Annotated in this window: 18 protein-coding genes; 12 read left to right on the plus strand and 6 right to left on the minus strand. The window is 72.8% G+C overall.

Annotated features, from left to right (window positions below; genetic code table 11):
- Positions 1-36 precede the first annotated feature (36 nt).
- The 3 genes from BMW85_RS39835 to BMW85_RS39845 form a co-directional block, all read right to left on the minus strand.
- Entirely contained in the window at positions 37-1695 is a 1659-nt protein-coding gene (locus tag BMW85_RS39835; protein WP_091092285.1) for an RNA polymerase sigma factor, read from the minus strand.
- A 227-nt stretch (positions 1696-1922) separates the two neighbouring features.
- Complete coding sequence (locus BMW85_RS39840; RefSeq protein ID WP_091092194.1) at positions 1923-4034, minus strand: SpoIIE family protein phosphatase; 2112 nt, start codon at positions 4032-4034, stop codon at positions 1923-1925.
- A gap of 217 nt (positions 4035-4251) precedes the next feature.
- Complete coding sequence (locus BMW85_RS39845; RefSeq protein WP_091092195.1) at positions 4252-4821, minus strand: HhH-GPD-type base excision DNA repair protein; 570 nt, start codon at positions 4819-4821, stop codon at positions 4252-4254.
- 154 nt (positions 4822-4975) lie between these two features.
- Between BMW85_RS39845 and BMW85_RS39850 the strand changes: the two genes are divergently transcribed.
- The 5 genes from BMW85_RS39850 (at position 4976) to BMW85_RS39870 (ending at position 9154) form a co-directional block, all read left to right on the plus strand.
- Positions 4976-5200, plus strand: a complete 225-nt coding sequence (locus BMW85_RS39850) for a hypothetical protein (RefSeq protein WP_091092197.1) — start codon at positions 4976-4978, stop codon at positions 5198-5200.
- A gap of 168 nt (positions 5201-5368) precedes the next feature.
- A complete protein-coding gene (locus BMW85_RS39855; RefSeq protein WP_245775341.1) occupies positions 5369-6859 on the plus strand; it encodes a hypothetical protein in 1491 nt (496 codons plus the stop codon).
- A 62-nt stretch (positions 6860-6921) separates the two neighbouring features.
- Positions 6922-7677, plus strand: a complete 756-nt coding sequence (locus BMW85_RS39860; RefSeq protein WP_091092202.1) for a LamB/YcsF family protein — start codon at positions 6922-6924, stop codon at positions 7675-7677.
- Positions 7674-8309 carry a 5-oxoprolinase subunit B family protein gene (locus tag BMW85_RS39865; RefSeq protein WP_245775333.1) on the plus strand — a complete coding sequence of 212 codons (636 nt, stop codon included), beginning with the start codon at positions 7674-7676 and terminating at the stop codon, positions 8307-8309. The genes BMW85_RS39860 and BMW85_RS39865 overlap by 4 nt, the downstream gene beginning before the upstream one ends.
- Positions 8306-9154 (plus strand): 5-oxoprolinase subunit C family protein, encoded by an 849-nt coding sequence (locus BMW85_RS39870; protein ID WP_091092205.1) that lies wholly within the window; start codon positions 8306-8308, stop codon positions 9152-9154. The genes BMW85_RS39865 and BMW85_RS39870 overlap by 4 nt, the downstream gene beginning before the upstream one ends.
- Positions 9155-9163: 9 nt before the next feature.
- Here BMW85_RS39870 and BMW85_RS39875 read toward each other — a convergent pair whose 3' ends face one another.
- A complete protein-coding gene (locus tag BMW85_RS39875; RefSeq protein WP_091092207.1) occupies positions 9164-9994 on the minus strand; it encodes a PhzF family phenazine biosynthesis protein in 831 nt (276 codons plus the stop codon).
- Positions 9995-10054: 60 nt separating this feature from the next.
- Here BMW85_RS39875 and sthA point away from each other — a divergent pair, with 60 nt between their 5' ends.
- On the plus strand, positions 10055-11467 hold the full coding sequence (sthA, locus tag BMW85_RS39880; protein WP_091092209.1) for a Si-specific NAD(P)(+) transhydrogenase: 1413 nt from the start codon (positions 10055-10057) through the stop codon (positions 11465-11467).
- 9 nt (positions 11468-11476) lie between these two features.
- Here the strand turns inward: sthA and BMW85_RS39885 are convergent, their stop codons facing one another.
- Both BMW85_RS39885 and BMW85_RS39890 read right to left on the minus strand, forming a co-directional pair.
- Positions 11477-12193 (minus strand): DoxX family protein, encoded by a 717-nt coding sequence (locus BMW85_RS39885; RefSeq protein WP_177241120.1) that lies wholly within the window; start codon positions 12191-12193, stop codon positions 11477-11479.
- A gap of 35 nt (positions 12194-12228) precedes the next feature.
- Positions 12229-13758: an MFS transporter gene (locus BMW85_RS39890; RefSeq protein ID WP_091092213.1), complete on the minus strand. Its 1530-nt coding sequence runs from the start codon at positions 13756-13758 to the stop codon at positions 12229-12231.
- Between the two features lie 250 nt (positions 13759-14008).
- Between BMW85_RS39890 and BMW85_RS39895 the strand changes: the two genes are divergently transcribed.
- The 6 genes from BMW85_RS39895 to BMW85_RS39920 all read left to right on the plus strand — a co-directional run bounded on the left by BMW85_RS39895 (position 14009) and on the right by BMW85_RS39920 (position 23088).
- Positions 14009-15748: a tetratricopeptide repeat protein gene (locus tag BMW85_RS39895; RefSeq protein ID WP_245775334.1), complete on the plus strand. Its 1740-nt coding sequence runs from the start codon at positions 14009-14011 to the stop codon at positions 15746-15748.
- Positions 15749-15763: 15 nt separating this feature from the next.
- Positions 15764-16678, plus strand: coding sequence for a haloalkane dehalogenase (locus BMW85_RS39900; protein ID WP_091092216.1), 915 nt, complete (start codon positions 15764-15766; stop codon positions 16676-16678).
- 46 nt (positions 16679-16724) lie between these two features.
- Positions 16725-19070, plus strand: coding sequence for an AAA family ATPase (locus BMW85_RS39905; protein WP_091092218.1), 2346 nt, complete (start codon positions 16725-16727; stop codon positions 19068-19070).
- Between the two features lie 78 nt (positions 19071-19148).
- Complete coding sequence (locus tag BMW85_RS39910; protein WP_091092220.1) at positions 19149-20135, plus strand: ABC transporter permease; 987 nt, start codon at positions 19149-19151, stop codon at positions 20133-20135.
- On the plus strand, positions 20132-21040 hold the full coding sequence (locus BMW85_RS39915) for an ABC transporter permease (RefSeq protein WP_091092222.1): 909 nt from the start codon (positions 20132-20134) through the stop codon (positions 21038-21040). The genes BMW85_RS39910 and BMW85_RS39915 overlap by 4 nt, the downstream gene beginning before the upstream one ends.
- Positions 21037-23088 (plus strand): dipeptide ABC transporter ATP-binding protein, encoded by a 2052-nt coding sequence (locus tag BMW85_RS39920; protein ID WP_091092224.1) that lies wholly within the window; start codon positions 21037-21039, stop codon positions 23086-23088. Before BMW85_RS39915 ends, BMW85_RS39920 begins: the two co-directional genes overlap by 4 nt.
- Positions 23089-23091 lie beyond the last annotated feature (3 nt).

Genomic DNA, 23091 nt, shown 5'->3' on the forward strand with positions numbered 1-23091 from the left:
ACACCGGCGGAGGCCCTTGCGCTCGGACGTCGCGGCTCAGTCCAGGTAGTCGCGCAGCACCTGGGAGCGGGACGGGTGACGGAGCTTGGACATGGTCTTGGACTCGATCTGGCGGATGCGCTCACGGGTGACGCCGTAGACCTTGCCGATCTCGTCCAGCGTCTTGGGCTGCCCGTCGGTGAGCCCGAAGCGCATCGACACGACGCCCGCCTCCCGCTCCGACAACGTGTCGAGAACGGAGTGCAGCTGCTCCTGGAGCAGCGTGAAGCTGACGGCGTCGGCCGGGACGATCGCCTCGGAGTCCTCGATGAGGTCGCCGAACTCGCTGTCGCCCTCCTCGCCCAGCGGCGTGTGGAGGGAGATGGGCTCGCGCCCGTACTTCTGGACCTCGACGACCTTCTCGGGCGTCATGTCCAGCTCACGGGCGAGCTCTTCCGGCGTGGGCTCGCGGCCGAGGTCCTGCAGCATCTGCCGCTGGACGCGGGCCAGCTTGTTGATCACTTCGACCATGTGGACCGGGATGCGGATCGTCCGCGCCTGGTCGGCCATGGCCCTGGTGATCGCCTGCCGGATCCACCACGTGGCGTAGGTGGAGAACTTGTAGCCCTTGGTGTAGTCGAACTTCTCCACGGCCCTGATGAGGCCGAGGTTGCCCTCCTGGATCAGGTCGAGGAAGAGCATGCCGCGGCCGGTGTAGCGCTTGGCCAGCGAGACCACGAGCCGGAGGTTGGCCTCCAGCAGGTGGTTCTTGGCGCGGCGGCCGTCCTCGGCGATCCACTCCAGCTCGGCGCGGACGTCGACCGGCAGGCCGTCGGCCTCGCCGCTGCCGAGCTGCTCCTCGGCGAACAGGCCGGCCTCGATGCGCTTGGCGAGCTCGACCTCCTGCTCGGCGTTGAGCAGGGGGACCTTGCCGATCTGCTTGAGGTAGTCCTTCACCGGGTCGGCGGTGGCGCCGGCGGCCGCCACCTGGGCGACAGGGGCGTCATCGTCGTCGTCGGAGAGGATGAGGACCTCGTCCTCGCTCTTCTGCGTGGCGGCGATCTCGGCGGGCTTGGGCTCGTCGGTCTCCTCGTCGTCGGAGTCCTCGCTGTCGCCCTCGGCCTCGGAGTCCTCCTCGACGATGTCCTCGACCTCGAGGTCCTCGAGGTCCTCCAGCTCCACGTCACCGTCGAGCTCGAGGTCCTCGACCTCGTCGGACTCGCCGCGCGCGCCGTCGGCGGCCTTCGGCTTGGTCTCGGCAGGCCCAGCGGCGGTCTTCGGCTCGGCCTTCTTGGCGGCGGCGGGAGCCGCGGCCTTCTTGGCCGCCGGGGCGGCCTTCTTCGCGGGGGCCGCCTTCTTGGCGGCCGGCTCGGCTTCTGCGGCGCCGACGACCGCGGTCACGGTCTCGGGCTGCTGCTCTTTGGCGGCCGCCGCCGTCTTGGTCTTGACGGGGGCGGCGGTGCGGCGCTTTGCTGGACCACGAGACTTCTTCGGCGCAGCCGAATCCGCGGCGGTCACCACCACGGTCACGCCCTCTTTGCTGAGGTTCCGCAAGAATGCGGCGGCGTGCGACATGGGGATGTCCGCCTCCTCGAAGGCCTGACGGACATCCTCAGACTCGAGGAAACCCTGCGAGCGCCCACGCTCGAGCAGTCGCTGAATGACGGGCTCGTTCAGCTCTTGTGGCTTCGAGCGAGTCGAACTTGCAGGCGACACGAACACCTCTCGAACGAACGCGTGGCGACAATGGACCCAGATGCCCGCTGGGGGGCTGTTGCCTCTCTCGGAGATCGGTGAGGCCGTGCGGACCGCGACGGACCTGCACAGCATTGTGGCACGACCCCGCACTCCATACGGCCACCTCCCGGCGGTTGACCTCCACCCTAGGCCGACCAAGGCAGTAGTGCGTACGTAAGCGCGCCACTGATACCCGAAAGCAACCGTTATGACTGTTTCATTCGGTCACTCTTCGTGGCTGGCGGAACGTGAATTGCGAGCGCGGTAACGTCATCATCCTGTTCATATCCAGACAACATCCGGTCAACCAGGAAGTCCAGCAACATGTGAGGACTCTTCACCACCTCAGGCGGCGCTTCGGTCACAACACTGCAAAGGTCCGCGAGTCCGGCGTCCAGCCCGCGTTTGCGGTTCTCCACGAGACCGTCGGAATAGAGCACGGCGGTGTGTCCAGGCGGCACCACGAACCGGAACTGCCTGCGACTGGTCGGCCAGCCCAGCGGCGTGCCGGGCTCGCCGTCGCACAGGATCGCGGTGCCCTGCGGCGAGACCAGCACGGGCGGCGGGTGGCCGGCCAGCGCCAGCGTGCCCTCGCCGGTGACGGGCTCGACGACCATGTAGGCCAAGGTGGTGACCTGCTCCTCTTCCTCGGTGGCCTCGAAGACGCGGTCGAGGCCGGTGAGGACGGCCGCGGGCGGCGGGTTGGTCAGCGCCAGGGCGCGCATCGCGTTGCGGATGCGGCCCATGCCGGCCGCGGCCTTGACGCCCTTGCCCATGACGTCGCCGACGACCGCCGCGACCCGCCCGTCCTGGAGGACGAACGCGTCGTACCAGTCGCCGCCGACCTGGACGTGGCGGCTGCCCGAGCGGAAGCGCTGGGCCAGCTCCAGGCCCTTGACCACGGGCAGCCGGTCGGGCAGCAGGCTGCGCTGCAGCGTCTCGGCGGTGCGGTGCTCACGCTCGAACAGGGTGGCCCGCTCGACCGCCAGCGCGCACTGGCCGGCCAGCGCCTCCAGGAAGACGCCGTCCTCCTGGGAGATCTTCTGCGGGCGCGTGAAGGAGAATCGGAGCGCTCCCAGCGCGCGGCCCGCGGCGAGCAGCGGCAGGCCCACCCAGGCCCGCTCGTCGCTGCTGGCGAGGTAGTTGCCCAGCACCTCCTCGTCGCCGCCCGCCTCCAGGAGCTGGGCCCGCAGGCTGTCGGGCGACTCGGCGAAGACCGGCCGGCGGCTGTTGACCGCCATGGTCATGACGCTGGAGCTGGACAGCGGGATCTCCTCCCCGGAGGCGCCGGACGCCTCGGGGATGCCCTCGCCGTTGATGAGCTTGAGCGCGGCGCGGTCGGTGTCGAGCAGCGCCACGGCCGAGCGGTCGGCGGCGAGCGCGGTGCGGCCCACGTCGATGATGACCTGCACGACCTGCTCGACGGTCAGCGCCTCCGCGAGCATGGCGGTGGCGCCCTGCAGCCGGGCGGTGCGCAGGGCGGCGGCGCCGAGCTGGTCGGTCAGCCTGCCGCGCATCTCCTCGGCCTCGCGCTGCGGAGTGACGTCGGTGTTGGCGCCGACCCACTCCACGACCCTGCCGTGGCGGATGATCGGCACGGCCCGCACCTCGAAGTGGCGGTAGCCGCTGGCCCGGGTGCGCACCCGGTAGTTCCACTCGAACATGGTGCGCCCGCGCAGCGCCTCCCGCCAGGCCTCCTCGGTCTGCTGGCGCTCCTCGGGGTGCACGACCTCCAGCCAGCCGTTGGCGAGGTATTCCTCCAGGCCCTGGCCGGTGATGGCGCGCCACTGGGGCGCGTCCTCGACGACGGAGCCCGTCGGCGAGGTGATCCAGACGAGCTGGGACTGCGCCTCGACCAGCGAGCGGTAGCGCTCCTCGCTGCGGCGCAGGGCCTCCTCGGTCTGGCGGCTCTCGGTGACGTCCATGCCGACGAGCGCGACGGCGCGCAGCTCGCCCGAGTCGTCGTGGACCGGCGAGAACGACAGCGACCAGTGCCGGGTGTCGCCCTCGGCCGACCGCACGCGCACGCGCCCCTCGGTGACCGGCGCGTCGGTCTCGATCACGGCCTGCACGGCGTGCGTGATGATCTGGCTGAGGTCGGCGGTCAGCACCTCGACCGGCTGCCGGCCGACCAGGCGCTCCTCGGGCACGTTGACGACGGCGCCGCAGAAGACGTCGTTGACGCGCTGGACGCGGCCGTCGCCGTCGAAGAACGCGAAGGCGAACTCGGCCTCGGACAGCATGCCCTGGAAAAGGGCGGAGTCTGAGATGTCCACATCCGACTCCCGGGGACGGGGAACGGAGGTCTCGGCGCTCATCGTCCGCACCTCCGTCGCGTGCCAGGGTCTCCCACGCGGCACATCTCCATAGTCGTGTCTGGGTGTAGCACAGCTCCGGGCGACCGGATCCTGCAGTACATCATCGGCGATGGGCATGTGCGGACGGAAGCCCCCGCCGCGGCCCGGTCGCCCCTAAGGTCAACGCATCCTGTCAAAATCGCTCCACGTCGCGCAGCAAGATCAGGTTACAGCGCAGCTATTCGGCCTTGGCCGCGCGCTTGGCCTCCTGCTTGGCGGCACGTACGCGGACCAGGCTTTCGGCGTCGACCACGTCGGCCACCGAACGGTGCGAACCCTCCTCGCCATAGGCTCCCGCCGCCTCACGCCAGCCTGAAGGTTGAACACCCAACTGCTTCCCCAGCAATGCCAAAAAAATCTGGGCCTTCTGCTTGCCGTATCCCGGAAGGGCCATGAGTCGTTTCAACAACTCCTTGCCGTCGGGCGCCCCGGCCCAGATGTTCTCGGGCAGCCCGTCGTAGTGCTCGACGAGGTGGGCCGCGAGCGCCTGGACCCTGGCCGCCATGGCCTTGGGGTAGCGGTGCACGGCCGGCTTCTCGGCGAGCAGCGCGGCGAACGCCTCAGGATCATACGAGGCGATCCGCTCGGCCGTGAGGTCGCCTCCCAGCCGCTCGGCGATGGTGTGCGGCCCCGTGAACGCCCACTCCATGGGGATCTGCTGGTCGAGGAGCATGCCGACGAGCAGGGCGAGTGGATTGCGGCCGAGGAGCTCGTCCGCCTCGCTCTTCTGGGCGAGCTGGATGCGCATGGAGACAGCTTGGCATGGATGGGCGCCGGGTGAAGTGAACACAGGCGTCGCGGAGGCTTGACAGTCGTCCGAGAAAGGATGAAATGAGAGCGCAAGTCGCCCAGCACACGTTCCTGAGGGTTTGCCCCCGGGCTTCCAGAGGAATCTGACACCTATGCTCGCTCTGGCCACACGGTTCCTGCGCGAACCGGTCAGTCTCCGGCTGGCCGAAGAGTTCCTGACCGTACCCGTGGACACCATCGACCGCTGCGTGGCCGACGTCTGCGCGTGCGCCCGGCACCTGGGTGTCTCCGCGACGCCCGAGATCGTGGAACGCATCGCGCGCGAGCACCTGCTCGCGATCGTCAACTCGGCGCCGCCGCCGCGCGCCCCGCGCTGACACCCCGACAGGCCGAGACCCCGACGACGGTGAGATCCCCGATAACATCGGGGTTACCAGGCCGAGTTCTCCGCACCGTTTGCGCCTGGAATACGAGAGAGTGAGGGTGTGCGCCGACACCGACGAGATCCCCGGGAGAGCACCCCGCCCGACGACGTGTTCCAGGAGATGGTGACGGCGGCCCGCGAGCTGCTGGCCGTGCGCACGCCGCTCGACGCGGAGCTGATGGTCTCCGACATGATCGGGGCCTGGTGGGGCAGACGGGTCCGGGGCGGCGACGTGGAGCAGGTGCTCGGCGAAGGGCTGGTCGACTACGCCGCCAAGGCCGGCACCCCGGCCTCGCTGACGTTGCTGATCTGCCTCGCCTATCTCGGCACCGCCCGCCAGGGGGCCAAGGCCGAGGGCGCGGCGCTGGCCATGATGGAGTCGGGCGTGGCGCGGCCCGGCTGGGCCGACAAGGTGGGCGCGGTCAAACCGGCCGGCTGCTACGTCTCCCGCGACGCCTACGGCGACCAGGACACCGTCATCTGCACCTTCGCCTACCGCTGGAACGAGGCATCCCACCCGACCGACCGGCACGCGCTGGTGCTGGTCGTCGACTACAACATGAGCGGCATGGCCCGCGACGCCTGGGTGTCCTCCCAGGTCGACAAGCTGCTGGAGCAGGCGAGGGCCGAGGCGGCGGGCAACCCGATGCTGCTGTTCGAGGAGATCCAGCCCGAGCAGGCCAGGGCGCTGCTGGAGTCGGCGATGAAGGCCACCAGGGAGCCCAAGACGCCCCCGCCGGTGAGCGACAGCTACAGCGCCTACCACGCCTTCGCCCGCGCCCGGCTGAAGGCGCTGCCCCCGGGACGCAAGCGCCCGGCGCCGCTGCACATCGAGGCCCCCTACAGCAGGGAGCGGCGGGCCATGCTGGCGGCCGAGTTCCTGGCCTCCGACGCGGCCGAGCACCTGTCCGACCCCTCGGCGGCCTCGCGCTGCGCCGACCACATCATCGACTACGGCTGCGAGCAGGACTTCAACCGGCCGCTGCGGGTCAGCCCGACCAAGTGCGAGACGTTCCTGCTCGACTGGCTGCCCCGCAAGGTCATGCTGAGCGCGGCCGAGCAGGACGCCATGCCGCACGTGCTGTCGGCGTGGGTGCGCTTCGCCGCGCTCCGCACGGGCCTGCCTGAGCAGGGGCTGCGGGCCACGCTCGACGCCGTGTGGGAGGCGACGGGCAAGTTCCCCGTGGCCTACCGCGATCCGACCTCGTTCGGGCTAGACCGGCCGCTGCTGGAGCGGCTGCTGCCGGACGGCGATCTGTCGGCGCTGGCCAGGCGCGCCTTCGCGTTCCCCTATCTCCAGGGCGTGCACAACGGCATCGACCTCGACCGGCTCAACCCGTCCGACGAGGCCGACCGGCGCACGCTGCTGGAGATCGACCACGGCGGCGCGATCGACCAGGAGCACCTGGCCTGGCACGAGGAGATCGCCACCCGGCTGTGGGAGGGCGACCCGCCGCAGCTCTGGGAGGCCGCCCAGCGCCTGCTCGACCTCGGCCACGACCGGCACGACGTGCTGCACGTGCTCATCGAGATCGCCGAGCGGATCGGCGGCGACCCCGACGAGCTCGCCGCCGCCCTCGACGACATCGCCGACATCCCGGACGAGATCTGACATACAGCGACCGCGTCCGCGTTCGGCCCGCCGGAGCAGCGACGACTTAGCATGATGGTGTCATGGTGATTGACCTCAACGCCGATCTCGGCGAGAGCTTCGGGATCTGGCGGCTCGGCGACGACCTCGCGCTCCTCGACGTCGTCACGAGCGCCAACGTGGCCTGCGGCTTCCACGCGGGCGACCCGGTGACGATCAGGCGCACCTGCGCGGCGGCCGTCGACCGGGGCGTGGCGATCGGCGCCCAGGTGTCCTACCGCGACCTCGCGGGCTTCGGCCGCCGGGCCATGGACGTCGAGCCCGAGGAGCTGTGCGCGGAGGTCCTCTACCAGCTCGCGGCGGTGGACGGCATCGCGCGGGCGATGGGCGGGCGGGTGTCGTACGTCAAGCCGCACGGCGCGCTCTACAACCGCGTCGTGCGCGACCGCGAGCAGGCGGCCGCCGTGATCGACGCGGTGGCCGACTACGACGTCACGCTGCCGGTGCTCACGCTGCCCGGCTCGGTCGTGCACGAGGTGGCCGCCGCGGCGGGCGTGCCGACGGTGAGCGAGGCGTTCGCCGACCGGGCGTACACACCTGAGGGGACGCTGGTGCCGCGCGGGCAGGAGGGCGCGGTGGTCCACGACCCGGCGGAGGTGGCCGCGCGGGCCCTGGAGATGGCGGTCAAGGGCGCGGTGACGGCCGTCGACGGCAGCTCCGTGCCGATCTCAGCGCGCTCGATCTGCGTCCACGGCGACACGCAGGGCGCCGTCCGCCTGGCGCAGGAGGTGCGGGACGGCCTGCTGGCGGCCGGGGTGGTCCTGCAGGCGTTCACATGATCCGCCCGCACATGATCCGGCCGGCGGGCGAGCACGGGCTGCTGGTCGAGACGGGCTCGCTGGAGCTGTCGCACCGCGTGGACGCCGCACTGCGGCGCGAGCGGCCCGACCGGGTCGTGGAGATCGTCCCCGGGCCCGGCACCGTGCTGGTGGTGGCCCCCGGCGGCGACCGCGAACGGCTGCGCGAGCGCCTCGCCGACGTGCTGGCCAGGGAACGTGACAGGACGCCTGACGCCGGGCCGGCCGGCGCGGCGCCGGTGGTGACCGTCCCCGTGGTCTACGACGGCGCCGACCTGGAGCCGGTGGCGGAGCTGGCGGGCGTCGGCGTGGACGAGGTGATCGCCCGGCACACGGGGTGCGAGCTGGTGGTGGGATGGCTGGGGTTCGCGCCGGGGTTCGCGTACCTCACGGGGCTGGACCCGGTGCTGCACGTGCCCCGGCTGGGCACGCCGCGCACCTCGGTGCCCGCCGGGTCCGTGGCGGTCGCCGGGCCCTACTCCGCGGTCTACCCGAGCGCGTCCCCGGGCGGCTGGCGGCTGCTCGGGCACACGACCCTGCGGGTGTGGGACGTGGCTGCCGATCCGCCGTCGCCGTTCCGTCCGGGGACACGGGTACGGTTCGAGCCCGCATGATCGAGGTGATCGCGCCCGGCCCGTACGCGACCGTCCAGGACCTCGGCCGGCCCGGCTTCGCCCACCTGGGCGTGCCTGGCTCCGGGGCGGCCGACGCGGCGAGCATGAGGCTGGCGAACCGCCTGGTGGGCAACCCCGAGGGGCTGGCGGGCATCGAGCTGACCTTCGGCTCGGCGCGGCTGCGCTTCCTCATCGGCGCGTGGGCGGCGCTGGCGGGCGCGCCGGTGCCGGCGGGGCCGGTGCGCGGGGCGGGCATGGGGGCGCCGTTCTGGGTGCCGGCGGGGGCGGAGCTGCGGCTGGGGGCGCCCTCGCGGGGGCTGCGGACGTACCTGGCGGTGCGGGGCGGGATCGCGGTGCCGCCGGTGCTGGGCAGCCGGTCCACCGACTCGCTGTCGGGGCTCGGCCCCGAGCCGCTGCGCGCGGGCACGCGGCTGCCCGTGGGGCCCGCCGAGGGCGGGCTCGTGGCGGACTACGCGCCGCTGCCGGAGCTCGGGCCGGCCGTGCTGCGGGTGCTGCCGGGGCCGCGGGACGACTGGTTCGTCCCGGCGGCGCTGGCTGAGCTGTGCGCGGCCCCGTACGTCGTGACGCAGGACAGCAACCGGGTCGGCGTGCGGCTGCGCGGCCCGGAGCTGGTGCGGGCGAGGCAGGGCGAGCTGCCGAGCGAGGGAATGGTGACGGGGGCGGTCCAGGTGCCGCCGAGCGGGCAGCCGATCGTCTTCCTCGCCGACCATCCGCCGACCGGCGGCTATCCGGTGATCGCCGTGCTGCGCGCGGCCGACCTGGCGGTGGCCGCGCAGCTCCGTCCGGGCGACGAGGTGCGTTTCACCCTGCAGCGCTCGCGCTGAGGCGGCCGGTCACAGCTCGATGCGGCCGGTGACGCAGGTGACGGTCGATCCGCCGACCCACACGTTCCCGCTGTCGTCGGTCGCGATCCGCACCCGTCCGGCGCGGCCGATGGCGGTGCCCTGGGCGGCGACGTACGGGGCCGTGGCGCGGCCGGTGCGCAGCAGCCACTGGGCCAGCGAGGCGTTGAGGCTGCCGGTGACCGGGTCCTCGACGGTGGCGCCCTGGAGCGGGAAGAAGGCGCGCACCTCGTACGCGAGGTCCGACCCCGCCGGGTACGGCCCCGCCACGCCCACGTCGCACGGCACGGTCCCGGGCCGCAGCGCGAGCACCGACTCGGCGTCGGCGAGCAGCAGCGCCACCCAGCCGGGGCCGTTGTCGGCCCACTCGGCGTCCACGACGGCGTCCCTGGGGATGCCGAGGGCCTCGGCGAGGCTCGCCACCAGCGGCTCCTCCACGGGGCCTGAGCGGATCAGCGGCGGCGCCTGGAACGCCAGGCCGTCGCCGGTCCGCCGCACCCGTACGAGCCCCGCCCCGCACTCCTGGACGATCTCGCCGGGGTCGCGCGGCGTGCCCCCGGCCTCCAGCCAGGCGTGGCAGGTGCCGAGCGTGGGGTGCCCGGCGAAGGGCAGCTCCTGGGAGGGGGTGAAGATCCGTACCCGGTAGTCGGCCTCGGGGCTGGTGGGCGGCAGGACGAAGGTGGTCTCGGACAGGTTGGTCCAGGCGGCGAGGCGCCGCATCTCCTCGGTGCCGAGCCCGTCGGCCTCCAGCACGACCGCGAGCGCGTTGCCGAGGTAGGGGGTGGCGGTGAACACGTCGACCTGGGTGAAGGCGCGCAACATACTCCGGAGTCTGACAGACGGGGCTTTCCGCGCGGTGGCGCGGACCGCACACTGTACGTTGTGGCGGACTTTGACGTAGTCGTCCTGGGCTCCGGGCCCGGCGGACAGAAGGCCGCGATCGCCGCGGCGAAGCTCGGCCGGCGCGTCGCCGTGATCGAGAAACGGCACATGATCGGCGGCGTGTGCATCAACACGGGCACGATCCCCTCCAAGACGCTGCGCGAGGCGGTGCTCTACCTCACCGGGCTCAACCAGCGCGAGCTGTACGGCGCCAGCTACCGCGTCAAGGACGAGATCACGGTCACCGACCTCGGCATGCGCACGCAGCACGTGATCGGCCGCGAGATCCAGGTGATCCGCAGCCAGCTCGCCCGCAACCACGTGACGGTGCTGCACGGCACCGGCCGCTTCCTCGACCCGCACACGATCGGCGTGTCCGGCGACGACGACGGCGCCGAGATGAAGATCACCGCCGACCGGATCGTGATCGCCACCGGCACCTCGCCTGCCCGGCCGGACAGCGTGGAGTTCGACGACCGTACGGTGATCGACTCCGACGCGATCCTGCGGCTGGAGCGGGTGCCGGAGACGCTGGTCGTCGTCGGGGCGGGCGTGATCGGCATCGAGTACGCCTCCATGTTCGCCGCACTCGGCACGAAGGTGACGGTGGTGGAGCGGCGCGAGCGCATGCTGGAGTTCTGCGACCTGGAGATCGTCGAGGCGCTGAAGTACCACCTGCGCGACCTGGCGGTCACCTTCAGGTTCGGCGAGAACGTGGCGGCCGTCGAGCGGCGCGGCAGCGGCGCGCTGACCGTGCTGGAGAGCGGGAAGAGGATCCCCGCCGACTGCGTGATGTACTCGGCCGGCCGCCAGGGCAAGACCGCCGAGCTGTGCCTGGAGGCCGCGGGTCTGGCGGCCGACCGGCGCGGCCGGATCGAGGTGGACGACAACTACGCCACCGCCGTCCCGCACATCTACGCCGTGGGCGACGTGATCGGCTTCCCCGCGCTCGCGGCGACCTCGATGGAGCAGGGCCGGGTGGCCGCCCAGCACGCCTGCGGCGAGCCGGTCGAGGAGCTGGCCGAGCTGACGCCCATCGGCATCTACACGATCCCGGAGATCAGCTTCGTCGGGAAGTCGGAGGACGAGCTGACGCGGGAGAAGGTGCCGTTCGAGGTGGGCGTCTCGCGCTACCGGGAGCTGGCCAGGGGGCAGATCATCGGCGACTCGTACGGCATGCTCAAGCTGCTGGTGTCCTCGGAGGACCGGCGGCTGCTGGGCGTGCACGTGTTCGGCACGGGGGCGACCGAGCTGGTGCACATCGGGCAGACCGTCATGGGATGCGGCGGCACCGTGGACTACCTGGTGAACGCGGTGTTCAACTATCCGACGCTGGCGGAGTCGTACAAGGTGGCGGCCCTGGACGCGATGAACAAGATGCGGGTGGTGGCCCGCCTCACCGCGGAGATGTGACCCCGGCCCTCACTCGTCGGAGGTGCGCCTGCTCCTGGCGGCGGGCTTCTTGCGCCCGGCGACCAGCGTGTCGCCCGGGGTGGGCGCCGGCTCCTCGGAGCGCTTGGGCGCGGTGGCGCGCGGGCGCGGGTGCGGCGCGGTGTCCTCGGTGGCGGGGCTCTCCGCGGGCGGGGTCTCGGAGGGGGTCTCGGGCCGGGCGGCCTGCTGCCCCTCGGCGGTGGCGCGGGACTCCCCGGCCTCGCCGGCGGGCCGCGCCGGGGCGTCCGGGTCGCGGAAGGACGCGATGACCCGCTCGGCGTCGTGGTCGGCGGCGAACTCGTCGGCCGCAGCCGCCTCCCGCCGCCGGATGACCACCATGTGGTCGACCGACGCCCGCCCGGCCCCCACCACGGCCAGCAGCAGCGACGCCGCGCCGAGCAGGATGATCTCATTCATGGTGATCGGGTTGAGCGGCGGCGCGACGAGGAAGACCGCCAGCGCCTCGGCGAAGAGGAACAGGCCGGTGACGGAGACCGCGAGCCCGGCGATCAGCAGGGCCCCGCCGATGAGCTCGGCGAGCATCGTGACCGTGGCCCATGCCTGTGGCGCGGGCGCGCCCTGCTCCAGGAACTTGGAGCCGGTGAGCTTGAGGCCGTCCTCCAGCTTGGCCCATCCGTTGGCGAAGAAGATCCCGCCCACGCACAGGCGGGCGACTAAGGCCGCGACATCACGGGAGACCTGTTTCACGCTAGTTGACTGCCCGGTACGGGACATGGCACACCTCAATCACGGCGGAGCAGCACGGCCACCGAGACGGCGGTCAGGCTCAGCAGGACGACGCTCACGACGACGGTCGTGTGCAGGGCGTTGACGAAGGCCCACCGGGCGGCGTCGAGCAGCGCGCCACCCGCGCTGCCGCCCACCTGGTGCGCCACGTGCGCGGCCGAGGCGAGGGACTGGCGGGCCTCGTCCATGCCGGCCGCGGACACCCCGGGCACGGCGGTCAGTGCGGGGGCGTAGGCGATGGCGGTGATGGTGCCGAGCACGGCGACGCCGAGGCCGGCGCCCAGCTCGTACGCGGTCTCCTCGATGGCCGCCGCCCCGCCCGCCCGGGACTCCGGTACGGCGGACATGATGGTGTCGGAGGCGGCCAGCAGCGCCACCTGCACCCCGAACCCGATGCCGACGAAGCAGACGGCCAGCATCACGGGGTGTCCTTCGACGCCCCAGCCCAGCGTGGGGGTGAGGGCCAGCGCGACCAGCCCGAGCCCGCCGCTCATCGTGGCCCGCAGGCCGAGCCGCGGCAGGATGTGGGCCGCCGCGAGCCCGCCGCAGATCGCCGACAGCACCAGCGGCAGCATGCGCACGGCCGCGCGCACCGGGCTGTCGCCGAGCACGAGCTGCAGGTATTGGGCGAGCATGAGCTGGAGCCCGACCAGCGCGAAGACGCCGAGCAGCACCCCGGTGACGCCGGTGGTGAACTCACGCCGCCGGAACAGCCCGAGCTCCAGCAGCGGCACGGCCAGCCGCCGCTGCCGCCGGACGAAGGCGACGAGCAGCCCGGCTCCCGCCAGGAACACCAGCAGCGACGCCCACATCGGCATGAGGGTGCCCGAGCCCGCCTCCTTGAGCCCGAAGGCCAGCGCCAGGATGCCGGCGACCGACAGCGCCGCGCCGGCGGCGTCCCAGGGCCGGTCCCTGCGTACGGGCGAGTCGGGCAGCAGGCGGATGGCGGCGGGCAGCAGCACGAGCAGGATCGGCACGTTGATCAGGAAGACCGCGCCCCACCAGAAGCCGACCAGCACCCCGCCGACGAGCGGCCCGACGGCGGCGCCTGCCGCGGCCACCGCGCTCCAGACGCCGAGCGCGATGGCCCGCTCGCGCCGGTCGGTGAAGACCTGGCGGATGAGCGAGAGCGTGGCCGGCATGATCATCGCGCCGCCGACGCCGAGCAGCGCCCTGGCCAGGATCAGCGTCAGCGGCGTCGGGGCGAACGCGGCCCCTGCCGAGGCCAGGCCGAACAGTACGAAGCCACACAGGACCAGGCGTTTGCGTCCGTACTTGTCGCCGAGCGTGCCGAACATGATGAGCAGCGGCGCGACGACGAGCGAGTAGACGTCGATGATCCACAGGAGCTGCACCGCGCTCGGTTCGAGCGCGGCGGTCAGCGCGGGCACCGCGATGTGCAGGACCGTCGCGTCCACCGTGATGAGCAGCAGCGCCAGGCAGAGCAGCGCCAGGACGGACCAGCGTCGCTCGCCCGGCCGGCTCGCGGAAGTCTTGACGAGCGGTGCGGCCTGTGTGACGGTCATGGGCCTCCTTGCAGGCCGATCCGCTGACAGGGCCCGCACGCGCAGGTGGTCGGCCGCTAGCGCGCCACGGTCTCGCGCCCGCCCCTCTAGGAAGGCGGCGCCCCGGCTCGTGCGCTCCGGCTTGCGTGGCAGCTTAGGCCATGGCACGCGCTTGTCATAGCGGTATCGCCTGATCCACGGTCTGGCGCACCTCTCTAGAGAGATACAGCCATATGTCGGCATCTATCCAACGTCGGCGCCCCATCCGATCATGGGAGGTGTGGGGACCGATCCAAGTGGTAAGAACGATGACATTCAGGATAGGTCCTCACGCGAGTGGTGTGACGAGGCGCTGACCAGGCTGAACGCCGGCCGCCCCGAATCCGCCCTGGAGGCCGCCCGCCGCGCCGCCGACCTCGATCCCGGGGCCGAGTGGGCGTACCGGCTCATCAGCCTCGCCCACGAGCGGCTGGGCCGCGACGCCGACGCCCTGCCCGCCGCCGAGCGGGCCGTGGCGCTCGCGCCCGGCTCCTGGCTCGCCCGCCTGCGCCTCGCCGCGGTCCTGCGCCGCCGCCCCGGCCGCTGGAGCGACGCGGTCGAGCACGCCGAGCAGGCCAGGAGGTTCGCGCCCGAGGAGGCCGGCCCCGAGGTCCTGCTGGGCGACCTCGCGCTGCTGCGCGGCGAGCACGCCCGCGCTGCGCACCGCTACCGCGCGGCGCTGGCCGTCGCCCCCGCCCATCCGCAGGCCCGGGTGAACCTGGCGCTGGCGCTGCTGCGCTGGGAACGGCCCCGCCCGCACCACGACCCGGCCTGGCCCGTGGACCCGCGCGAGACCGGCAGGGCCAGGAGGGCGCTGGAGGTCTGGTCGCGGCAGGCCCGGCTGCTGGTCGCCGTGACCACCGTCGCCATCGCGGCGGCGGCGCTCGCCCTCGACCGGGGGGCGTCGGCGCGGCTCGCCGGGTTCGCGGTGCTCGCGCTGCTGGTGCCGCTCACGGTGCGGCAGGCCCGGCGGGTCAGGATCTGGTCGTACGTGCCCGCCATGTTCGGACGGGACCCGTGGCTCGGCGCGGGCGTGGTGGCCGCCGTGGTGTCGGTGCCGGCGTTCGCCGTCTGGCTGGTCCTCGGGACGGCGCCCGCCGTGCCCCGCGCGCTCGACCCGGTGTGGGCCGGGCTGGCGGGCGTCGTCGTGCTCGGCTGGCCGGCGCTCGCCGCCGTGCGGGCGATGGCGGAGTCCTGGCGTGGCCGGCCGCTGCGCGCTCTGGAGCAGGCGCTGCTCGCCGGCCCGGACCGTACGGCGCGGCGGGACGTGGAGGTCACGCTCTGGATCGTCCTCGTCAGGACATGGTCGGTGCTGGTGCCGCTGGTGGGCGTGGCGCTCGTGGTGGAGCCGCGGGCGGCCGTGGCGGCGCTGGCGGTGCCGTACCCGGTGGTGCGCGGCTGCCTGCGCGCCCGCCGTATGGACGACCGGTGGCTCGTGGCCGCGACGCTGCTGGTCGTGCTGTCCGCCGCCGCCTGCGCGGCCGGCGGGCTGCTGGGCTCGGCGTGGGCCTGGCGGATCGGGCTGGGGGCGCTCGCGGCGGCGGTGGCGGTGTTCGTGGCGCGGGCGGCGCGGGCCTGGTGGCGGGGCGGCCCGGGGCCGTGGCGGGCCGCGCTGATCATGTGCGACCTGCCCATGGGGTCCGGGCCGTCGGCCGCGCTGACCGCCGAGGCGCGCCGGGCCATCTCCTACGCCCGCGGCGTCGTCCTGGCCTACGGAGACGGCCTCGGCCCCCGGGTCGCCGGCGCGGCGGCCACCGTCACCTCCACCGGCGAGCTGCGCCTGATCGCCGGGACCGAGGCGTGGGAGGCGATCGAGGCCGATCCGCGCGTGGCGGTGTTCGCCGCCGACCCGCTCCAGCGGCGGTACTGGGTGGAGGTGCGCGGCATCGCGCTCGCCGACGCCGACGTGCTGCGGGTGACGCCCAAGCAGGTGTCGGTGGGCGAGTTCCCTGGGCGGCACCAGCGCCGGTGACTAGAGTTTTGTTCTATGCGGATCCTGCGTACTCCCGACGAACGCTTCGCCGGACTGCCCGACTTCCCCTACGAGCCCCGATACGCCGAGGTGGGCGACGGCCTGCGCATGGCGTACGTGGAGGCCGGCCCCGCCGGCGGCGCGCCGGTCGTGCTGCTGCACGGCGAGCCGAGCTGGTCCTTCCTCTACCGCCACGTCATGATCGAGCTGGCCGCGGCCGGGCTGCGGGCGATCGCGCCCGACCTGATCGGCTTCGGCCGCTCCGACAAGCCCGCCGACCTCGCCGACCACACCTACGCCAGACACGTCGAGTGGACCCGGGCCCTGCTGCTCGACGCGCTCGGCCTGCGCGGCATGACCGTCGTCGGCCAGGACTGGGGCGGCCTCATCGGGCTGCGGATCGCCGCCGAGCACCCGGAGCGGGTGGCCGGGATCGTGGCCGCCAACACGGGGTTGCCCACGGGTGACATTCCCATGCCCGAGGTCTGGCACCGGTTCCGTGAGTCCGTGCTCAACGCCCCGGCGCTCGACATCGCCCGGTTCGTCCAAGCCGGGTGCAGGACCCCGCTGCCGTCCGAGGTGCGGGCCGCCTACGACGCGCCGTTCCCCGACGAGACGTACAAGGCGGGCCCGCGGGCCATGCCGGGCCTGGTGCCCACCTCCCCCGACGACCCGGCCGCGCCCGCCAACCGCGCTGCCTGGCAGGTTCTCACCACGCTCGAGCGCCCGTTCCTGGTGGCCTTCTCCGACAGCGACCCGATCACCGGAGGTATGCGGCCGATCCTGCTCAAAACGATGGCAGGGACCTCCGGCCTGGAGCATCCCGTGATCAAGGGCGCGGGGCACTTCCTCCAGGAGGACGCCGGCGCCGAGCTCGGCCGGCACATCGCCGCCTTCGTGACCTCGGCCCAGCGTGTCAGAAACGCCTAATCGTCCGTCCAGTGCGGTATAACCGGGGGCGGACCGGGGAGGCGTGATGCGTGAGTCCGGCAGGGCCCAGGCCGCGGGGCGGGCCGCAGCGCGGGATCTGTTCGAACAGGTGCGGGAGCGCTACTTCCGGATCCCCCCTGGGGTGCGGCGGGTGCTCTACGTGGTCGTGCTCGTCGCGACGATGGGCGTGGGCGCGGCGCTCGGCTGGGACCTGCTGAGCACCTTCCCCCTCGTCCTGCTGGCGCTCGCCTTCGTCGCGCTCACCATGCGCTATCCCCGCGCCGCCGCCACCGCGCTGGTGGTGCTGTGCTGGATGGCGCTCGCCCTGCAGGTGTTCGGGCGGCTCTACCCCGGCGGCTCGTTCGCGGTGCACCTGATGGTCGCCCTGGCCCTGCCGGTCGCCGCCGCCGCGCACCTCATCCGCTGGGTCACGCCGTGGGTGACCACCCTGGCCGCGCTCATCCCCGCCGGCCTGCTCGCCGCGGTGATCCACCTGATGTCGATCACGGCCTCCGTCTGGACGGCGTACATCACCGCTCTGGCCGTGCTCGTCTACCGTTTCGTGCAGGCGCGCCAGGCGAGGGCCGCGAACGTCGTCGAGGAGCAGGTCAGGGTCAGGGCCCGCGAGGGCCGCCCCGAGACCGCCCAGGACAAGCCCGGCGGGCCGCCCCAGATCTCCGTCGAGGACGCGCTCGCCGAGCTGGAGAGCATGATCGGGCTCGCCCCGGTCAAGGAGCAGGTGCGCTCCATCGCCGCCTCCATCGAGGCGTCCAGGCTGCGGGCCGAGGCGGGCTACGCCAGCGAGCGGCCCACCCGCCACTTCGTCTTCGTCGGCCCGCCCGGCACCGGCAAGACCTCGGTGGCCCGCGCGCTCGCCAAGATCTTCTACGCGTTCGGCCTGCTGGAGACCCCCTACGTCGTCGAGGCGCAGCGGGCCGACCTGGTGGGCGAGTTCCTGGGCGCGACCGCGATCAAGACCAACGAGCTGGTCGACCGGGCGCTCGGCGGGGTGCTGTTCATCGACGAGGCGTACGGGCTGGTCAACTCCTCCGACGGCCAGCCCGACCGGTTCGGCGCCGAGGCCGTGCAGACCCTGCTCAAACGGGCCGAGGACGACCGCGACCGGGTGATCATCATCCTGGCCGGCTACGAGCAGGAGATGAGCGGCTTCCTGTCCAGCAACCCCGGCCTGGCCAGCCGCTTCGCCACCCGCGTACGCTTCCCCGGCTACTCCCCCCAGGAGCTCGTCGAGGTCACCGAGCTGCTCCAGCGGCGGCGGGGCGACCAGATGAGCGCCGAGACCCGGCGCGTCCTGCTCGGCCTGTACGACGACGTGCACCGCCGCGGCCTGGTCGACGAGCTGGGCAACGCCCGCTTCGCCCGCAGCCTGGTCGAGGCCGCCGCGCAGGCCCGCGACGTGCGCGTGGTGGGCGCGGGCGGCACGCCGACCACCACCGATCTCGTCACCACCACCACGCCCGACGTCACCAAGGCGTTCGACGACCTCACCGCCCGCTTCCGCGGCTACGCCGCCACCCCCACGCTGGAGGAGGCGCTCGCCGACCTCGACCGCATGGCGGGCCTGGCCCCGGTCAAGCGGCAGGTGCACGCCATCGCCGCGCAGCTCCAGGTGGCCCGCATGCGGCAGGAGCGCGGGCTGCCCACGCCGCAGCAGATGCGCCACTTCGTCTTCGTCGGGCCGCCCGGCACCGGCAAGACCACGGTCGCCCGGGTGCTCGGCCGGATCTTCGCCGCGCTCGGCCTGCTGGCCAGGCCCGACGTGGTCGAGGCGCACCGCGCCGACCTGGTCGGCCAGCACCTCGGCGCCACCGCGATCAAGACCAACGAGCTGATCGACCGGGCGCTCGGCGGCGTGCTGTTCATCGACGAGGCCTACAGCCTGGTCAACCCCGGCTACCAGGGCGGCGACGCCTTCGGCGCCGAGGCCGTGCAGACGCTGCTCAAGCGGGCCGAGGACGACCGCGACCGGCTCGTCGTCGTGCTGGCCGGCTACGAGCGCGAGATGGACGGCTTCCTCGCCACCAATCCCGGCCTGGCCAGCCGGTTCAACCAGCGCGTGGCCTTCCCCAGCTACTCCCCCGCCGAGCTGAGCGAGATCGCCGTCCTGCTCGCGTCGAAGGCGGGCGACACCTTCGACGAGGGCGCGCTGCGCAACCTCGACGAGGTCTTCACCTGGGTCTGCGCGGAGCGGCTCATCGACGGCCTCGGCAACGGCCGCTTCGCCCGCTCCCTGTTCGAGCGCGCCGCGATGCGCCGGGACGTACGGCTCGCCGGGCAGGCCGGCGCCGGCTCCGCGGCCAGCGCGGCCGAGCTGACCACGATCACGAGCGAGGACGTCGCCGCCGCCGTGGACGAACTTTCCGGCCGCTGACTTCTTCCCGCTGCGTGCGCCACCCCGTCACATGGTGTAGCTATATGACTGCGTAGCGTGCTCGGCGGAGGGAGGGCGATGGCCGGGTTCCTGGTCCGCAGGCTGCTCGGCTACACCGTGCTCGTCGTGGTGGCCGCCAGCCTCTCCTATCTGCTGGCCGCCGTCGCCCTCGACCCGCGTTCCAACTACGCCGACCGCACGCCCAAGCCGCCGCCGGCCGTGGTCGACGCGCAGCTCGCCGCGCTCAACCTCAACGACAAGGTCCCGCTGCTGCAGCGCTACGCCACCTGGGCGGGCGGGGTGGTCCGGGGCGACTTCGGCAGGACGATCACCGGGTCGCCGGTCGGCGACGACCTCAGGCGGCGCATGGGCGTGACGTTCCGGCTGGTGATCCTGGGGGTGTTCTTCGGCAGCCTGATCGGGGTGCTGGCCGGGGCGCTCGCCGCGGTCCGGCAGTACCGCTGGTTCGACCGGCTCTCCACGGGCCTGTCGTTCGTGGTGCTGGCGGTGCCGGTGGTCGTGGTGGCCAACATGCTGATCCTGCTGGCCTCCTGGGCCAACGAGCGGGTCTTCGGCCATCAGGTGCTGCTGGTCAGCGGCGAGTACACCGACGGGCTGACCGCCGGGTTCTGGGGCCAGGCCATCGACCGGGTGCAGCACCTCGTCCTGCCGACCGTCTCGCTGTCCATCGGGCTCGCCGCCGTCTTCAGCCGCTACCAGCGCAACATGATGCTCGACGTGCTCGGCGCCGACTACGTGCGCACCGCGGTGGCCAAGGGGTTGAGCCGGCGCAAGGCGCTGCTCCGGCACGCGCTGCGCACGGCGCTGATCCCGGTGGCGACCTACTTCGCGTTCACGTTCGGCGCGTTGCTGACCGGGGCCACGTTCACCGAGAAGATCTTCGGCTGGCACGGGCTGGGCGAGCAGCTCATCAACTCGATCTTCAGCAACGACGTCAACACCGTCGCCGCCATCTCGCTGCTCGCGGGCGTCGCGGTGCTGTGCGCCTCGCTCGCCGCCGACCTGCTGCACGCGGCGCTCGATCCGAGGGTGCGGTCCGCATGACGCTGTCGCAGGAGGAGCTGGCCGAGGAGCTGAGCGACGGCGCGACCACCCGCGTCCATTCGCGGCTGCGGGTGGTGGCCGGGCGGTTCTTCCGCTCCCCGCAGGGGATCGCGGGGTTCGCGGTGCTGGCGGCGATGTTCCTGCTGGCCTTCGCCGGGCCGCTGGTCACCCGGTGGAGCTACACCGACAAGGACTTCACCGCGTTCCTGCAGCCGCCCTCCCCCGACCACTGGTTCGGAACGCTCCAGACGGGCGCCGACGTCTTCGCCCTCACCCTGCGCGGCATGCAGAAGTCGCTGGTCGTGGGCCTGCTGGCGGCGCTCGTCTCCACGGCGCTCGCGGCCCTGGTCGGCGCGTTCGCCGGCTACTTCCTCGGCTGGACCGACCGCGTGCTGAGCTGGACGACCGACCTGCTGCTCGTGCTGCCCGCCTTCCTCGTGCTGGCGATCATGTCGCCGCTGTTCGGGGCCGGGCAGTGGGCGTTGTTCGTGGTCATGCTGGCGCTGTTCCTGTGGATGGTGACCTCCAAGGTCGTCAGAGGGATGACGATCTCGCTCAAGGAGCGGGAGTTCATCCAGGCCGCCCGCTACATGGGGGTGCCGCCGGTGCGCATCGTCTTCCGGCACGTGCTCCCCAACCTGTCGTCGCTGCTCGTCGTGGACGCCACGCTCAACGTCAGCGCGGCCATCCTGACCGAGACGTCGCTGTCCTACTTCGGGTTCGGCATCCAGCCGCCTGACGTGTCGTTCGGCACGCTGATCGCCGACGGGTCGAGAACGGCCACGTACGCGCCGTGGACGTTCTGGTTCGTGGCCGGGCTGCTGGTGGTCACGGTGCTCGCGGTCAACCTCGTCGGCGACGCGCTGCGCGACGCGTTCGACCCCGCGGCGAAGAGGGCGCGATGAGACCGGTCCTGGAGGTCACCGACCTCGGCGTCACCTTCGGCGGCGTGCCCGCCGTGCGCGGCCTCGGCTACGCGGTGCGGCCCGGCGAGGTGCTGGCCGTCGTCGGCGAGTCGGGGTCGGGCAAGTCCGTCGCCGCGGCGGCCGTCATGGGCCTGCTGCCGCGTGGCGCGCGCGTCACCGGGTCGGTGCGGCTGCACGGCAGGGAGCTGATCGGCGCGCCCGCCCGCGAGCTCGACGCGCTGCGCGGCCGGACGATCTCGATGGTGTTCCAGGACCCGCTGTCGGCGCTCACGCCGGTCTACCGGGTGGGCGACCAGATCGCCGAGGCCGTGCGCGTGCACCAGCGCGTGAGCAGGGAGAACGCCCAGGTCAAGGCGGTGGAGCTGCTGGAGCTGGTCGGCATCCCGCGCCCGGCCGAGCGGGCGCTCGCCTTCCCGCACGAGTTCTCCGGCGGCATGCGGCAGCGCGTGATGATCGCGATGGCCATCGCCAACGACCCCGACGTGATCATCTGCGACGAGCCCACCACCGCGCTCGACGTCACCGTGCAGGCGCAGGTGCTGGAGGTGCTGAAGACGGCGCAGCGCGAGACCGGCGCGGCCATCATCATGATCACGCACGATCTGGGGGTGGTGGCCGGCTTCGCCGACCGGGTCCTCGTCATGTACGCCGGCCGCCCGGTCGAGGTCGGCGGCGTCGACGACGTCTACTACCGGCCGCGCATGCCCTACACCGTGGGCCTGCTGGGCTCGGTGCCGCGCATCGACCGGCAAGGCGGGCGGCTGACGCCCATCGAGGGCAGCCCGCCCTCCCCCGGCGCGCTGCCGCCCGGCTGCCCGTTCGCGCCGCGCTGCCCGCTGTGGGTGGCCGCCTGCGACGAAAGCGAGCCTCCGTTGTACGAGGTGGGCGAGGGGCATCGCGCGGCATGCATCCGCTGGGAGGAGGTGCGCCCCGCCGACGCTGCCGACCTCGCAGGCCCCGCAGGTACCGGCGGGGACGGCGGGGACGGCGGGGAGCCGCCGGCCGGGCCTCGGGAGCGGCATCGGCGGACAGTGCTGGAGGTCAGCGGGCTGGTCAAGGACTACCCGCTGATCAAGGGCGCGGTGTTCAGGCGGCGGGTGGGCACCGTGCACGCGGTGGCCGGCGTCGGCTTCGACATCCGCGAAGGTGAGACGCTGGCCCTGGTCGGCGAGTCGGGCAGCGGCAAGACCACGACGCTGACCCAGATCCTGGAGCTGGCCGCCCCGCAGGCCGGGCGCATCGTCGTGCTCGGCCGCGACACCTCCCGGCTCGGCCGGGGCGAGCGCACCGCGATCCGGCGCGACCTGCAGGTGGTCTTCCAGGACCCGCTGGCCTCGCTCGACCCGCGCATGACCGTCCACGACATCGTGGCCGAGCCGCTGCGTACGCACGGGCGGCGGCAGCCGGGGCGGCGGGTGGCCGAACTGCTGGCGCTGGTCGGGCTGGATCCCGAGCACGCCGCCCGCTATCCGCAGGACTTCTCCGGAGGGCAGCGGCAGCGCGTCGGCATCGCGCGGGCGCTGGCGCTGGAGCCCCGGCTGCTGGTGCTGGACGAGCCGGTCTCGGCGCTGGACGTGTCGATCCAGGCCGGAGTGATCAACCTGCTCGGCGCGCTGCGGGCCAGGCTCGGGCTGTCCTATCTGTTCGTGGCGCACGACCTGGCCGTGGTGCGGCATCTCGCCGACCGCGTGGCGGTCATGTACCTCGGCAGGATCGCCGAGATCGGCCGGATCGACGCCGTCTACGACGCCCCGATGCACCCCTACACCCAGGCCCTGCTGTCTGCGATCCCGCTGCCCGACCCGGCGCGTGAGCGCTCCCGGCGGCGGATCCTGCTGGAGGGCGACCTGCCCAGCCCGGCCGACCCTCCGACGGGCTGCCGCTTCCGCACCAGGTGCCCCAAGTTCCGTGGCGAGCTCACCGACGACGAGCGCGGGCTCTGCGTCCAGGTGGAGCCCGACGTGCGGACGCTGGGCGAGGACCACGGCGCGGCCTGCCATTACGCCGAGAGGCGTGTCGTCGTATAGACC

The sequence above is a fragment of the Nonomuraea wenchangensis genome, from assembly GCF_900111685.1.
In the GTDB taxonomy this organism is placed as follows: domain Bacteria; phylum Actinomycetota; class Actinomycetes; order Streptosporangiales; family Streptosporangiaceae; genus Nonomuraea; species Nonomuraea wenchangensis.